Below are 14039 nucleotides of genomic sequence, written 5' to 3' on the forward strand. Positions count from 1 at the left end.
GGAATTTCGTGACGGAAAATCAGGCGTGCGCCCATTCCCAATAGAGGCTGCGGGCGCGCTTGGTCACGGCACCGTAATCGAGCTTGCAGTCGTCAAAGCCGATGATCGGCACAACCTTGCTCATATTGCCGGTTGAGAAAATTTCATCCGCCTGACGGAAATCTTCGATCTTCAGCGTGGTTTCATGCACCGTCACGCCTGCGGCGCGCAACAGCTTGATGACGCGCTGGCGCGTGATGCCGTTGAGGAAGGTGCCGTTTGGCACCGGGGTGAAGACTTCACCGCCGCGAACCAGGAAGATATTGGAGGTCGCCGTCTCTGCGACGTTACCCAACACATCGGTCACGATTGCGTTATGAAAGCCCTTGGCCTTGGCTTCGAGCAGCATACGGCCATTGTTCGGATAGAGGCAGGCCGCCTTGGCATTGACCGGCATTACTTCCAGAAAAGGACGACGAAACGAGGTCGTGGTGATGGTGAAGCCCTTCGGCTCAACCATCGGAATGGCTTCAAGGCACAAGGCGAAATCGGTGGAAGAGGCAAGTGGCGCAACCGTGCTGCTGTCACCCTCCTCGGCCCAATACATGGGGCGGATATAGACATCCGTGCCGGGGGCGAATTTCTTCAGGCCTTCCAGCGCCAATGCTTCGATGTCATTGGCCGAAAGCGTCGGCGACAGACCGAGCGCGCGCGCGGAATCATTGGCGCGTGCGGAATGCAGGTCGAGGTCCGGCGTAACACCTTCGAACAGGCGCGCCCCGTCGAATACAGCAGAACCGAGCCAGGTCGCGTGCGAGGCCGCACCCAGAATGCGCACGTCGCCTTCGCGCCATTCGCCCTTGTAATAGGTCCACATTGCCTTCGAGGCCTGCTTGTCGGTCATTTCTCTCGTCCTTAATTCGTTTGTCTTGCGACGGTAACCCATGGCACCGGCGAGCGTGGATACGCTGTTGTCTGCTGCTGATCTGTCGGGGAAAGGTGCAGTCGGCCGGTGAGTTTTGGGTATCGTAGGATCGCTTGTCGGTGGAAACAAGCGGGAAGCGGGCAACGAGAACAGTTTTTATCGGGCAATGCCGTAAAAACGAAGAAGCCAGCCGGGTGGGCTGGCTTCCGGTAAAATTCTGAGTGAATGGCTCAGAACATCGTATTGTTATTCTTGGACGTTTCCGGCACCGCCTGGATTACGTCCCAATGTTCGACGATCTTGCCGTTATCGACGCGAAAAATATCCACGATGGCGCGACCGCGATCCTCTTCATTCATTTTCGACTGGAGATGCAGGAAGACAAGATCGCCATCCGTGGCGCTGCGCACAATGCGTGCGGTGGCCTTGGGATTGTCCTTGAAGCGCTGCGTGAAAAATTTCACGAAAGGCGCTTTACCGTCGGGTACGCCCGGATTGTGCTGGATATAGTTTTCAGCAAGTACTTCGGAGTATTTTTCCACTTCATGCTTATTGAAGACACCATCGTAAAATTCAAGAACGAGTTTGCGATTGGCTTCTTCTTTGGCAATGTCCCGCGTTTGCTGGGCAAATACTGGTGTGGAAACCGATGCAACACTGATCAGCAAGGCACTGCAAGCGGCAAGAATGGATATTTTCATGGGAGAGGCCTCTTTGTTAGGCTGGGAGGAAGCCTCTATTCTAGGGCATTCTGGCGATTGGAAAAGGCCTTATTCAGCATTTCGCCAGATTCTCAGAAAGCTGGCGATCGATGCGTCGATCAGTTTTTGATTGACCTGTTCGTCGGGATCAACCGTGCCAAGCAGCAGACGGGGAAACAGAAACCCGCTGATACTGCCCAGAAAAAGCATAACCTGCGTTTCCGGGTCCTTTACATGAAACTCGCCGGTCCTGGTTTTTGCCTCCAGATATTCGATCATTTTTTTCAGGACCTGGCCGGTTTGATCCGATCGCAGACTGACGCTGATCTCAGGAATGTCCTCGACGGCCTGAATCATTGCGCGCAGCAACTTGGCCATTGCCAGATCCAGAAAACTATCCGCTACAATACGCGCGATCACCGGGAGCAGAACTTCGGGTTCAGCGTCCCATGGAGCATTGTCAAGACGAGCATGAATCTGCTGGCGCAGATCGTCGAAAGCAGCGCGGAGAAGGGTTTGCTTACTGCCAAACCGGTTATAAAGGGTCTGGCGCGTCAGTCCGGCCTCGGCGGCCACGAGTTCCAGACTGACGGCAGAACCGTGTTGGGACAGCATCTTTCTCGTGGCGTTGAGAACCGTTTCGGTACTCACATTCAATTTTCTATCCATGTTTCTCAGACCCTCCCACGCCCCGTGCGTTCGTCAAGAGACTGATATCAAAGAAGATATTTTCACTTTACTGTAAAGTCAAATATGTTGAAGGCTAACAATTAACTGCCATTCGACCTGACGCGTGGGAGAGAACGCGGTGTGGAATCAAGCGCGATAGACTGCTGCGCCGCCCATCATTCCGGCACCTGCGGCGGTTAGCAGGATGGTTTCGCCTTCTGCAAAAGCTTTGCTTTCATTGGCAATCGACAGCGATAGCGGAACTGTCGCAGCGGAGGAATTGCCAAAGGTTGCGATTGTCCGGACCGCTTTAGCCGGATCGATTCCCAGATTATGTGCCACAGCATCGAACATGCGCGCATTGGCCTGATGCGGGATGAAGCGATCAATGTGTGCCGATTCGATTCCGGCTTTCGCAAGCGCATTTTTGGAGGCGACGGTCATAAGATCGACCGCGCGGGAAAACACCTCGCGACCATCGCTCATCGTCATCAGAAATTGCTCTGGCGGCAAATCGGGAGAAAATGGCTGGTTGCTGCCGCCGGACGGGATCGAAATCAGGTCATAACCGCTTCCGTCGGAAGTCAGATCAGCCGAGAGGATGCCGCGTTGCGGGTCTTCATCCGGCACCAGTACAACGGCTCCGGCCGCATCGGCGAAGAGGACGGCGCTTGCGCGTTCAGCGGGATTGATGCGGCGGCTCAGAATATTGGCGGCGACCACAAGGACAGGGCGTTTATGGCTGCGCACAAAGCCATCGGCCAGCGTCAGCGCATAGAGAAAGCCCGCACACGCCCCCGCCAGATCGATGGCGCCGGATCGTGCAAGGCCGAGCTTTTGCGCCAGCAGCGGCGCTGACGGCGGCAGCAGATGATCCGGCGTGGAGGTGGCCAGCAAAGTCAGCGCGACGTCTTCGCGGGCGATGGCGGCATTGTTGAGCGCCATGTCTCCAGCCATGGCTGCAAGCCCGCTCAATGTCTCGCCATCGCCTGCCCAATAGCGCGTGCGGATACCCGTGCGGCGTTCGATCCAGCCCAGTTCCAGACCGAGTTGCTGTTCGATCTCACCGTTTTCCACGCGGCGTTTTGGCACCGCATGACCGAACCCTGCCATGCGGGAGGAGCGGCACGAGCTCATAGTGCCCGCCCCGTCACGATGGATGCCACATCGTCAATCGCGTTGTAGAGGGCGGTCAACTCCTCGCTGGTCACACAATAGGGCGGCATCAGATAAATCACATTACCAAGCGGGCGGATCAGCAAGTTCCGCTCGCGAAACAATTTGCGCATCTGTTGGCCGATTTCTGCAAGATAGCCGCCGGAAGGTACGGCAATATCAAGCGCGGCAATCGTTCCCGCCTGCCGGATGCTGGCAAAGCGCCGGTCGCCTGCAAATCGCGTCAGATTGTGTTCATGAAACTCCTCGATGGAGCGAATGCGGCTCAAGACCGGCTCCTGCTGCCAGACTTCGAGATTGGCGACAGCGGCGGCGCAGGCAATCGGATTGGCGGTATAGGAGCTTGAGTGAAAAAAGGTCTTGCGTCGGTCGGTCGACAGATGCACATCGAAGATCGCCGGGGTGCAAAGCGTTGCCGCCAGCGGCAAGGCACCGCCGGTCAGTCCTTTGGAAACGCATAGGATATCCGGCGTGATGCGCGCCTGTTCACAGGCAAAGACGGTTCCGGTTCGTCCCCAGCCGGTCATGACCTCGTCGGCGATCAGCAGGCATTCGAAACGTTTGGCGATCTGTTTCAGTTCTGTCAGGAGCGCTGGGCGATAGGTTTTCATGCCGCCCGCACCGAGAACAAGTGGCTCGATCAGCAAGGCCGCTACGTGACCTGCCCTGCAATACTCCTCGAACATATCGAGTGTGCGCTGTTCATTGCCTTTTTCGGGAAAGGGCAGCCGGTCAACGCCAAACAGCAAAGGTTCATAGGCGGCATTGAACACGCCGCGCTCTCCAGTGGACATGGTGCCGATGGTATCGCCGTGATAGCTGTGTTCCATCACGACGATACGGTCGCGCTTTTGCCCGGTATTGTGAAAATAGCCGAGCGCCATTTTCAGCGCCACTTCCACCGCGGTCGAACCGCTGTCCGAATAAAAGACGTGCTGCAGGCCGGGCGGTGCGATTTCAATCAGCCCTTCCGCCAGCTGTTCGGAAGGCGCATGGGAATATTCGGCAAAGATGATCTGGTCGAAGCTTTCCGCGGCGGCGCGGATTGCCTGCATGATTAAAGGGTGTCGGTGACCATGGGTGATGACCCACCAGGAGGAGATTGCATCAAGAATGCGCTTGCCGCTCTCGTCGATCAGATAAGCGCCCTCCGTCGAAACGATGCGCTGCATCTCCGTTTCCAGCGCGTGCTGGGTGAAGGGGTGCCAGACGGTCTGCCGCTTCATGCCCACACCTCCACGAAGCTGCCGAGATCGAAATTTTCTTCGAAGGCATGCATCAATACGCCTTCGGAAAGTGACGGCAATAATGGCAGGCGACCGAGAATGCGCACACCGCTCATTTTGGCGATGATGCGCTGGGTTTCGGGATTCTCATCGCCGATAAAGGCAATGCCGCATATTGGCGTCCGGCGATGCTTCAGCGCTTCGACCGACAAGAGCGTGTGATTGATCGTGCCAAGATTGGTGCGGGCGCAGACAATGACAGGAATTTTCCACTGCGCGAATATATCGGCAAAAACCAGATCGTCCGAAAGCGGCACCAGCAAGCCGCCAGCGCCTTCGATGACCAGCGGTCCGTCGGTTGCGGGGACAGTGAGTGCGTCGGCGGAGATTGCCGCGCTGTCCAGCGCTGCCGATTGATGGGGGGAAAGCGGTGCCGAGAGCCGGTAAGCTTCCGGTAAAATGCGGCTTTGGGGCAGGCCGACGAGCTTTGCTACCGCTTCACTGTCGGTCTCCGCATCAAGGCCGGATTGCACCGGCTTCCAGTAATAGCCGTCAAGGGCGGCGGTGAGTGCGGCTGAAAAGACCGTTTTCCCGATGCCGGTATCCGTGCCGGAGACGACGAGGCGCGTTGTCATGGTCTGTCTTTCCTGATTGCGATGGAAAGCCGTTCAAACATCTCGGTGATCTGGCTTTCATTGGCATTGAGCGTGATGGATAGTCTGAGCCGGGCGGTCCCTTCCGGCACGGTCGGAGGGCGGATAGCCCTGATATCGAAACCATCGGCGCGCATGGCCTCGGCAATGCGCATGGCGCGGAAATTATCGCCGATCAGGATCGGCATGATGTGCGAACCACTGGGTTTGAGACCCAGAAGCGAAACGACCAGCGATCCAGCATGGCCGGTCAGCGTCTGCAATTGCTGACGACGCTCTGGCTCGTCTGCGATCATCCGCAGGGCCTCGCGCACGCCCGCTGCCATCAAGGGCGATGGCGCGGTCGAATAGATGAAGTTGCGGGCGCGGTTGACCAGATAATCGCGGAGTATGGCGGGCAATTGCAGCAATGCGCCGGACAGGCCCAAAGCCTTGCCACACGTATGCAACACCAGCACATTGTCGCGATTTTCGAGGTCTGCCGCCAGTCCACGTCCTTGCGAGCCATAAATGCCAGTGGCGTGGGCTTCATCGATGACCAGAAATCCGTCATGGCGGGTCGCCAGTGCGGCCAGTTCTGCGATGGGAGCCATATCGCCGTCCATGGAATAAAGGCTTTCAACGGCAATCCACGGACGGCCCTTGCCGCCCTTGCGCCGCCAGCCACTGATTGCCGTGTCGAAAGCATCGACATCATTATGTTGCACGAAGACCGCGTCTGCCTTGCTGGATGAAATTCCTTCATGGACGCTGGCATGGATCAGCGCGTCGCAAACGATCAGATCCCCACGTTGCGGCAGGGCCGCGAAAAGCGCCGTATTGGCAGCAAAACCAGTACCGAAATAGAGCACTTTTTCTGCGCCGACAAAGGCGGCTGCTTCACTTTCGAGCGCTTCATGCTCGACGTGATTGCCGCGCAACAGCCGCGATCCGCCAGCACCCGCCGGGACGCCCCGGTCGAGAGCCGCAGCGATTGCGGCCCTGAGGCGTGGTGAATTGGCGAGGCCCAGATAATCGTTCGAGGTGAAATCGACGCCCTTTTGCGGGGAAAGGGTGCGCAGGCGCGATTTCCGCTCAAGACCCTCAAGCGTTGCCTGATAACGGGCGAGTGCGGGAATGCTCAACGCATCTGCTCCAGTGTCATCGGCTTGAGACCGAGCCGCCGGAAGAGCGCGCTGTCGTGATCCTCGCCGGGATTGTCGGCGGTCAGCAGCGTGTCGCCGACAAAGATCGAATTGGCCCCGGCTAAGAAGCATAGTGCTTGCGTTTCATCGCTCATATCGGTGCGCCCGGCGGAAAGCCGCACATAGGAGGTTGGCATCAGAATGCGGGCCAGCGCGATGGTGCGGATGAAATCGAACGGGTCGATGGGCGCGGCATTGGCAAGCCGCGATCCGGGGATCGGGATCAGCATGTTGATCGGCACGCTTTCGGGCGGTGTCGGAAGGCTGGCCAGTGTGACCAGCATCGAAATGCGGTCATCGACGGTTTCGCCCATGCCGAGAATGCCGCCCGCACACACCTTGATGCCAGCATCGCGGACATTCGCCAGCGTTTCCAGCCGGTCTTCGAAAGTCCGGGTAGTGATAATTTCGGGGTAAAACCGCTCCGACGTGTCGATATTGTGGTTGTAGTAATCGAGCCCGGCGTCGGAAAGGCGTGCCGATTGTTCCGGCGTCAGCATGCCAAGCGTCATGCAGGTTTCCATGCCCATCGCCTTGACGCCTTCGACCATGGCGACAAGCATGTCCATGTCGCGCTCCTTGGGACTGCGCCATGCCGCACCCATGCAATAGCGTGTCGCGCCGCCTTCCTGTGCCTTGCGCGCTTCCGCCAGTACGCGCTCGACTTCCATCAGCTTGGAGGCTTTCAGCCCGGTCGGATAATGCGCCGACTGGCTGCAATAGCCGCAATCCTCCGCACAGCCGCCCGTCTTGATGGAAAGCAGCCTGCTCATCTGAATGGCATCGGGGTCAAAATGCTGTCGATGGATTTCCTGCGCGCGGAAGATCAGCTGGATGAAGGGTAAATTATAGATAATTCTAGCAAGATTGAGCGACTCATTTTGTTCAATTGGTGAATCAACGCCAAGTTTTTGGCTAATTATCTCATTAATCTCAGTCATATAGCGGCTCTTCCCATCTTTAATAGATTTGATTCTTGATTTATCTATATTTTAGATGGGTGCATTCATGCAAGCGGCTAAAGATTGCCAGATGTCGACAGTGGTGAGCTTCTAGGGAGGGCTGGCATCGGGCCGGAAGCTGGGTTCCACACATCGCAAGGCTGCGGACACGAAACTGGCGAGGGAAGAATAGCGCTTCAGAGGAACCAGCCAGAACAGCTGAAGCCGCATATCCCCGCGCTCTGAAGCGCGGGGAGGGAGGGGAATTCATTTCACCCAGATGACGCGGCGCGTCTGCGGCTCAACGAGTGCCGGGCGCTGATCGATATAGACGTAGGAATAATTCGGCTGATCCGGGACGGCCACCAGTGGCACATCTTCCGGTATCACCATGCCTTCCGTCAACTCGCCTTCGATGGTGATGGGCTCAATTGGATGGCTTTCAATGAAGGTCACGACATCATCCGGCACAACGGGCACGGGAGGGCCTGCATTGGGTCCTTCGTCATAATAAACCACCTGCCGGTTCTGCATCGAAACGATCACCGGTTCGCCATTCACATAGATATAGCCGAAGTCGGGATTGTCCGGGATGGGGCGCACGACAACAGCTTCCGGCACCACATAGCCCTGAGCGATATCGTCCTGAATAACGACCGGATCGACGGGATGGGCGATGACATAATCGCGTGCGGACTGGGGCACTTCGATGATGACAGCATCCTGCGCGGCGGCCAGACCGGTTGTCGCAAGAAATGCTGCCGCTGTAAGAATAAGAGCCTTTTTCATTGCATCGTCTCACTTTCTGTCTTGCCCCGCAGCGGTGGATAAACCTGCACGCGGACAATCTGTTCCCCCTGCGGCGCGCACATCGTGCAACAGGCTGCAATATTCGACCCGTCGCTAGCGATCAGGGCCATGCAAAAAGCGAGCAAAGAGGAAGGGTAAGCGTAGGACGCTCCCTCAACCATAAACTGCGTGAAATCGAGTTTCCGTTGCGACTGGCAAAAAATAGTTGGCTTTGTTGTGGTAATCCGCCGTCGTTCGGATTACTCAGACTTATCCCCTCAAGACAGACCGTCACCCGTTTCGGGCGGCTTAGAGTATGGCGTATGACCCCCAAGAGCCAAGGCTACTTCTTCACGATCCTCGCGGTGACCATTTTTGCGGCGCAGGACGGCATATCGAAATATCTTGGCACGCATTACTCGCCGATTTTCATCACGATGATCCGCTACTGGGTGTTCGCAATTTTCGTCATTCTGCTGGCCATGCGGTCTGGCGGAATCGTCAAGGTCGCTTCCACGAAGCGCCCCTTTCTGCAGATTACTCGTGGTGTGTTATTGGCGGCGGAAATCGTCACCTTCATTTTCGGCCTCAGCCGGGCCGGAATGGCCATGGCGCAGTCGGTCTTTCAGGGCGCGCCACTGCTGGTCACCATGCTTTCCGTGCCGTTTCTGGGCGAAAAGGTCGGCTGGCGTCGCTGGACGGCGATCATTATCGGCCTGTGCGGCGTGCTTTTGATCATCAACCCGGTCAATGCGCATTTCGATGCCAATATCCTGTTTTCCGTGGCTGCGACCTTCATGTTCGCGATCTATGCCGTGGCAACGCGTGCGGTGAGCAAGGATGACGACGCCATGACCAGCTTCTTCTATACGGGGGTCGGGGGTGTCGTGGTGCTGACGGCGGCGGGCGTTTTTTATCTCGTACCCATCGCGCCGCATGACTGGTTCTGGATGGCCGCGCTCTGTGTTTGCGGCATTTCGAGCCATTATTGCCTTATCCGCGCTTATGACATTCTCGAAGCGGGCGAAGTGCAGCCGCTAACCTATCTCCAGCTGGTCATCGGCGCTTTTATCGCCACGCTTGTTTTCCACGAAACGCTGACATGGAACGTCATCGCTGGCGCTTTCATCGTTGTTGGCGCTGGTCTGTTCTCCATGTTCCGCGAGCGTAGCCTGTCGCTGAAACGCACCACAAGCGCGACGACGCCCTGAACCAAAAATGAATTTAAAATTCCTCTGCTGCCGACGACAAAAAATAACGGGTTTCGTTGTAGCAATCTGTGATGGCGGAGATTACTCAAAACTATTCCTTTAAGCAGATTTTCACCTGTTGCGGGCGGTTTTGAGTATTGCATATGACCCCCAAGAGCCGAGGCTACCTGTTCAAAATTGCCTCCGTATCCATCTTTGCGGTGCAGAATGGCCTGTCGAAATATCTTGGCACGGCCTATTCGCCAATCTTCATTGCGATGGTCCGTTACTGGGTGTTCGCGGCCTTTGTCATTCTGCTGGCCATGCGGTCCGGGGGCATCGTGAAGGCTGCGTCCACGAAGCATCCCTTTCTCCAGATTGCCCGGGGTGTCATATTGGCTGTTGGTGTTGTCGCAGCGATTTTTGCCTTGAGCCGGGCAGGCCTTGCCGTAGCGCAAACGATCTTTCAAAGTTCGCCTTTGCTGGTCACCATGCTTTCCGTACCGTTTCTGGGCGAAAAGGTCAGGTGGCCGCGTTGGATGGCGGTCACCCTTGGTCTGGGCGGTGTGCTTTTGATCATCAACCCGGTCAATGCGCATTTTGATGCCAATGTTCTGTTCGCCGTGGCGGCTTCCTGTCTCTTGGCGATTTATGTCGTGGCAATGCGTGCGGTCAGCAGGGATGACGACACTATGACAAGCTTCTTCTATACGGCGATCGGCGGCGCTGTGGTGCTGACAGCCGTGGGTGTCTTTTATATCGTACCTATCGCGCCGGAGGATTGGCTGTGGCTGGAAGCGTGCTGCGTGTGCGGCATTGCGAGCCATTGCTGCCTCATCCGGGCTTACGAAATCCTTGAAGCGGGGGAATTGCAGCCGCTGACCTATCTCCAGCTGCTCATAACCGCTTTTATCGCCACGCTGGTTTTCCACGAAATGCTGACATGGAACGTCATTGCTGGCGCTTTCATCGTTGTTGGCGCTGGTCTGTTCTCCATGATCCGCGAGCGGAACCTGTCGCTGAAACGCACCACAAGCGCGACGTCGCTCTGATCCATAAATGAATCCGAGGTCAAATTCTCTTGAGCGGCTATGTTTCGCCGTGATCTGTGATATATGCCGTCAACGGTGGAGGACTGAGTTTACTGCTCGCAGTTTTGTGTGAGTCGTCCATTGTTTACTCGCTGATCGGCATTGTCTCGGCGAGCGAGACCGCAGCGCTGGAATAGCCATGAGTGTCAGCCTCGAGAGCCAGAATTCAACCGCCGAAGCCGCAGCTTCGGAGGGCAAAAGCAATTTTCGCATCATCGCACTGATCGTCGCCAGCGCCATGCTGATGGAACAGCTCGATGCGACCATTCTGGCCACGGCACTGCCGACCATGGCGCGCGATTTCAATGTCGGGGCGCCTTCCATGAGCGTGGCACTGACTTCCTATCTGCTGAGCCTTGCGATTTTCATCCCGGCCAGTGGCAAGATCGCCGACCGCTTCGGCACGCGCACGGTTTTCCGCTTCGCGATTGCAATCTTCATTCTGGGTTCCGTGCTCTGCGCGCAGGCGCCGAACCTGCCCTGTCTGGTCGCGGCCCGGCTGTTGCAGGGCGCAGGCGGCGCGATGATGCTGCCGGTCGGTCGTCTGGTGCTGATCCGCTCCGTGGAACGCAAAGACCTCATCGCCGCCATGTCGTGGATGCTGGTGCCAGCCCTTATGGGCCCCATTCTCGGGCCGCCGCTTGGCGGTCTGTTTGTGACATATCTGGACTGGCGCTGGATTTTCTACATCAATGTTCCCATCGGCATTCTGGGCATGATTTTCGTGTCGCTTTATATCGGCGAATATAAAAGCGAAACGCGTGAACCGTTCGATTTCATGGGCTTGATCCTGTCCGGTATTGCGCTCGGTGCCCTGCTGTTCAGTCTGGAAACGGCGAGCAATCACGAAGGCGGGAACCTGGCGCTGAAACTCTTTGTGGTCGGCATTGTCTTCGGGGTTGCCACAATCGTCCATTCGCGCCGTCATCCGGCGCCGATGCTCGATTTTTCTCTGCTGCGGATTGAAAGCTTCGGAACCTCGATGATTGCGGGGTCGATCACTCGTATCACGCAGGGCGCGCATCCGTTTCTGCTGCCGCTGATGCTTCAGATCGGCTTTGGCCTGTCTGCCGTGGCGGCGGGCAATATGGTGCTTGCGACTGCGCTTGGTGCGCTGGCCATGAAGGCCTTCGCGCCGCGCATTATCCGGCAGTTCGGCTTCCGGATGTCGCTGGTCGTCAATGGCATATTCTCTGCATGCAGCTATGCGATCTGCGCCTTTTTCACGCCGGACTGGCCGCACTGGCTGATCTTCATCGTGCTGGCCATGTCGGGCTTTTCCATGTCGTTCCAGTTCACTGCCTATAACACCGTGGCGTATGACCGGGTGGACGCAAAGCGGATGAGTTCCGCCAACAGCTTCTATTCAACGTTCCAGCAGCTCATGCTGTCGGTCGGCGTTTGTGTGGCGGCACTGATACTGCATGCATCCATGAACCTGCATGCCCGTGACGTGCCCGTCATCTCCGATTTCTCGACGGCGTTTCTCGTCGTCACCGGCATTTCGCTGACGGCAACCTTCTGGAACCTGCGTTTTGCCAAAAATGCAGGCGAACAGATGCGGGGCAAGTAAGCGACAACGAAAAAAGCCTCCTTGCCGAGCGTTCCCGACAAGGAGGCTTTTGTTCAGATACGCTTCTTGTGTTCGGTCGATTATTCCTCGAACCAGATTTTTTCCGCCAGACGATAGCCGCTCATATCGCCGCCGGATGGCGTCGGGGTAAAGCCCTTGATCTTGTCCGTTGCTGCGGCAAGGTTGTCGGCAAAGAGCGGGATAAGCTCGCCGCCTTCATCCACCATGATTACCTGAATGTCATGGTAGATTTTCTTGCGCTTTCCCTCGTCCAGTTCGACGCGGGCTTCAGCAAGCAGCTTGTCGAAGGCTTCGTTCTTCCAGGCGGTTTCGTTCCACGGCGCATCCGATTGCAGGATCATCGACAGCATGGCGTCGGCGGTCGGGCGAACGGCCCAGTTGGAGGCGACGAACGGGCGCTTCAGCCAGATTTCGTCCCAATAGCCGTCGGACGGCACGCGTTCCACGTCGATGGTGATACCGGCCTTGGCGGCTGCTGCCTGATAGACCTGCGCCGCATCAACCGCGCCGGGGAAACCGTTTTCGGAAACGACCAGCGGAATATTTCCGCTATAGCCTGACTTCTTGAAGTGGAAGGCCGCCTTTTCCGGGTCGTAGGCGCGCTGCGGAATGTCCTTGGAATAATACGGGTTTGACGACGAAATCGGATTGTCGTTGCCAATTGAGCCGGTGCCGCCGAGAATGCTCTTCTGCAGTTCTTCGCGGTCGATGGCGTATTTCAGCGCCAGACGCACATCGTTATTGTCGAAAGGCGCCGTGTCGACCCGCATTGGCAGGCAATACATGGTGTTTTCCGGCGTTTTCAGGATCTGCACGCCGGGACGCGACGAAACGAGACCTACCGAGCGGGCGTCTACGCGATTGACGACATGCACCTGCCCGCTCAGCAATGCGGCCATGCGGGCGGTCGCATCGCTCATGGCGATGGTTTCGACGGATTCCACATTGGCGCGATCCGGCGCCCAATAGTTCGGGTTGCGGCGAGTCAGCGCCCGGACGCCCGGCTGGAAATCTTCCAGAATGAAAGCGCCGGTGCCGATACCCTTGTCGAAATCCGCATCGAGCGGCGTGATACCAAGATGCACGTCGGTCAGAGCTGCCGGGAAGTCGGCATTGCCCTTGTCGAGCGTGATCGTCACTTCGTAAGGATCGGTAGCCTTCAATTCCGTCACGGCGAGCAGGAAGCCTTTGCCACCGGAATTGCTGTTTTCGCCGCGATGATGGTTCAGCGAATAGATGACGTCCTCGGCCTTCAGCTCTTTGCCGTTATGGAACTGGATGCCCTTCTTGAGCTTGAAAACCCACTGCGATGCATCGGGCTTGGTCGCTTCCCAGCTTTCGACAAGCGCACCGTAGAGGCGACCGTCCGGGGTCGGTTCAAGCAGGGTGTTGAAGAGCTGGAAACCCACCGAATACATATAGGCTTCCGGATAATAGGCCGGATCGAGGCGGTCTGAACTCGACGCCGTGTCGAGACCCATGATCAGGTGGCCGCCCTTGCGTGGCGCGGCATCCTGCGCGCGCGCCTGACCGGGCATCCAGAAGCTGCCGGTCGCGCCAAGCGCCAGCGCGCTGCCTGCTCCAAGCAAAAACTGACGGCGATTTGGGGAAAGAGAGTTGGGGTTGTGATCCGACATGGCGGGTACTCGCATTGTATGAATTGGGCCTGGGTTGCAGGCGTACTCCTGGGTTCCGTTCTATCGGGACCGCTGGTTGCATTCGTGGTAATTTTTTCTAATTTCTACGCAATTTCTGTAATAATTTTCAATAGCTATTATCATGATCCTGCGTGTACGGAGCGTTTCGCGTAACTTATGATTGCCTGCTTCCATTTGGAATTTGACTGCGCGGTATCACACTGTCAAACGTCTGCGTGAAATCCTGCTGGTGTTTTCCTGATCGTGCCTTTCAGTGAACCGCG

13 protein-coding genes are annotated in these 14039 nt (G+C 57.0%); 3 read left to right on the top strand and 10 right to left on the bottom strand.

Features of this window, described 5'->3' with window-relative positions; genetic code table 11:
* Positions 1-19: 19 nt before the first annotated feature.
* From ABWW11_RS16890 to ABWW11_RS16930, 9 genes are all read right to left on the bottom strand, one after another.
* Entirely contained in the window at positions 20-883 is an 864-nt protein-coding gene (locus ABWW11_RS16890; RefSeq protein WP_109367239.1) for a branched-chain amino acid aminotransferase, read from the bottom strand.
* Positions 884-1134: 251 nt separating this feature from the next.
* Positions 1135-1605 carry a nuclear transport factor 2 family protein gene (locus ABWW11_RS16895; protein ID WP_319080505.1) on the bottom strand — a complete coding sequence of 157 codons (471 nt, stop codon included), beginning with the start codon at positions 1603-1605 and terminating at the stop codon, positions 1135-1137.
* Between the two features lie 69 nt (positions 1606-1674).
* The gene (locus tag ABWW11_RS16900; RefSeq protein WP_109367241.1) at positions 1675-2274 is read right to left on the bottom strand and encodes a TetR/AcrR family transcriptional regulator; all 600 of its coding nucleotides are present in this window, start codon (positions 2272-2274) and stop codon (positions 1675-1677) included.
* Positions 2275-2421: 147 nt separating this feature from the next.
* Positions 2422-3411 carry a 3-oxopimeloyl-[acyl-carrier-protein] synthase BioZ gene (bioZ, locus tag ABWW11_RS16905; protein ID WP_109367242.1) on the bottom strand — a complete coding sequence of 330 codons (990 nt, stop codon included), beginning with the start codon at positions 3409-3411 and terminating at the stop codon, positions 2422-2424.
* Positions 3408-4676: an adenosylmethionine--8-amino-7-oxononanoate transaminase gene (locus ABWW11_RS16910; protein ID WP_319080506.1), complete on the bottom strand. Its 1269-nt coding sequence runs from the start codon at positions 4674-4676 to the stop codon at positions 3408-3410. The genes bioZ and ABWW11_RS16910 overlap by 4 nt, the downstream gene beginning before the upstream one ends.
* Positions 4673-5311: a dethiobiotin synthase gene (bioD, locus tag ABWW11_RS16915; RefSeq protein ID WP_124915845.1), complete on the bottom strand. Its 639-nt coding sequence runs from the start codon at positions 5309-5311 to the stop codon at positions 4673-4675. Before bioD ends, ABWW11_RS16910 begins: the two co-directional genes overlap by 4 nt.
* Positions 5308-6453, bottom strand: coding sequence for an 8-amino-7-oxononanoate synthase (locus ABWW11_RS16920; RefSeq protein WP_109367245.1), 1146 nt, complete (start codon positions 6451-6453; stop codon positions 5308-5310). The genes bioD and ABWW11_RS16920 overlap by 4 nt, the downstream gene beginning before the upstream one ends.
* Entirely contained in the window at positions 6450-7445 is a 996-nt protein-coding gene (gene bioB, locus ABWW11_RS16925) for a biotin synthase BioB (RefSeq protein ID WP_371831103.1), read from the bottom strand. Before bioB ends, ABWW11_RS16920 begins: the two co-directional genes overlap by 4 nt.
* Positions 7446-7721: 276 nt before the next feature.
* Complete coding sequence (locus ABWW11_RS16930; RefSeq protein ID WP_109367247.1) at positions 7722-8243, bottom strand: DUF1236 domain-containing protein; 522 nt, start codon at positions 8241-8243, stop codon at positions 7722-7724.
* Positions 8244-8566: 323 nt separating this feature from the next.
* On the opposite strand from ABWW11_RS16930, the gene ABWW11_RS16935 reads away from it, so the two are divergent.
* From ABWW11_RS16935 to ABWW11_RS16945, 3 genes are all read left to right on the top strand, one after another.
* Positions 8567-9454 (top strand): DMT family transporter, encoded by an 888-nt coding sequence (locus ABWW11_RS16935; protein WP_109367249.1) that lies wholly within the window; start codon positions 8567-8569, stop codon positions 9452-9454.
* 143 nt (positions 9455-9597) lie between these two features.
* Positions 9598-10485, top strand: coding sequence for a DMT family transporter (locus ABWW11_RS16940; protein WP_109367250.1), 888 nt, complete (start codon positions 9598-9600; stop codon positions 10483-10485).
* 178 nt (positions 10486-10663) lie between these two features.
* On the top strand, positions 10664-12097 hold the full coding sequence (locus ABWW11_RS16945; RefSeq protein WP_121538263.1) for a DHA2 family efflux MFS transporter permease subunit: 1434 nt from the start codon (positions 10664-10666) through the stop codon (positions 12095-12097).
* Positions 12098-12177: 80 nt separating this feature from the next.
* Here ABWW11_RS16945 and ABWW11_RS16950 read toward each other — a convergent pair whose 3' ends face one another.
* Positions 12178-13755, bottom strand: coding sequence for an ABC transporter substrate-binding protein (locus ABWW11_RS16950; protein WP_109367252.1), 1578 nt, complete (start codon positions 13753-13755; stop codon positions 12178-12180).
* Between the last annotated feature and the right edge of the window lie 284 nt (positions 13756-14039).

This window comes from Brucella sp. NBRC 113783 (assembly GCF_040372265.1).
Lineage (GTDB): Bacteria > Pseudomonadota > Alphaproteobacteria > Rhizobiales > Rhizobiaceae > Brucella > Brucella teleogrylli.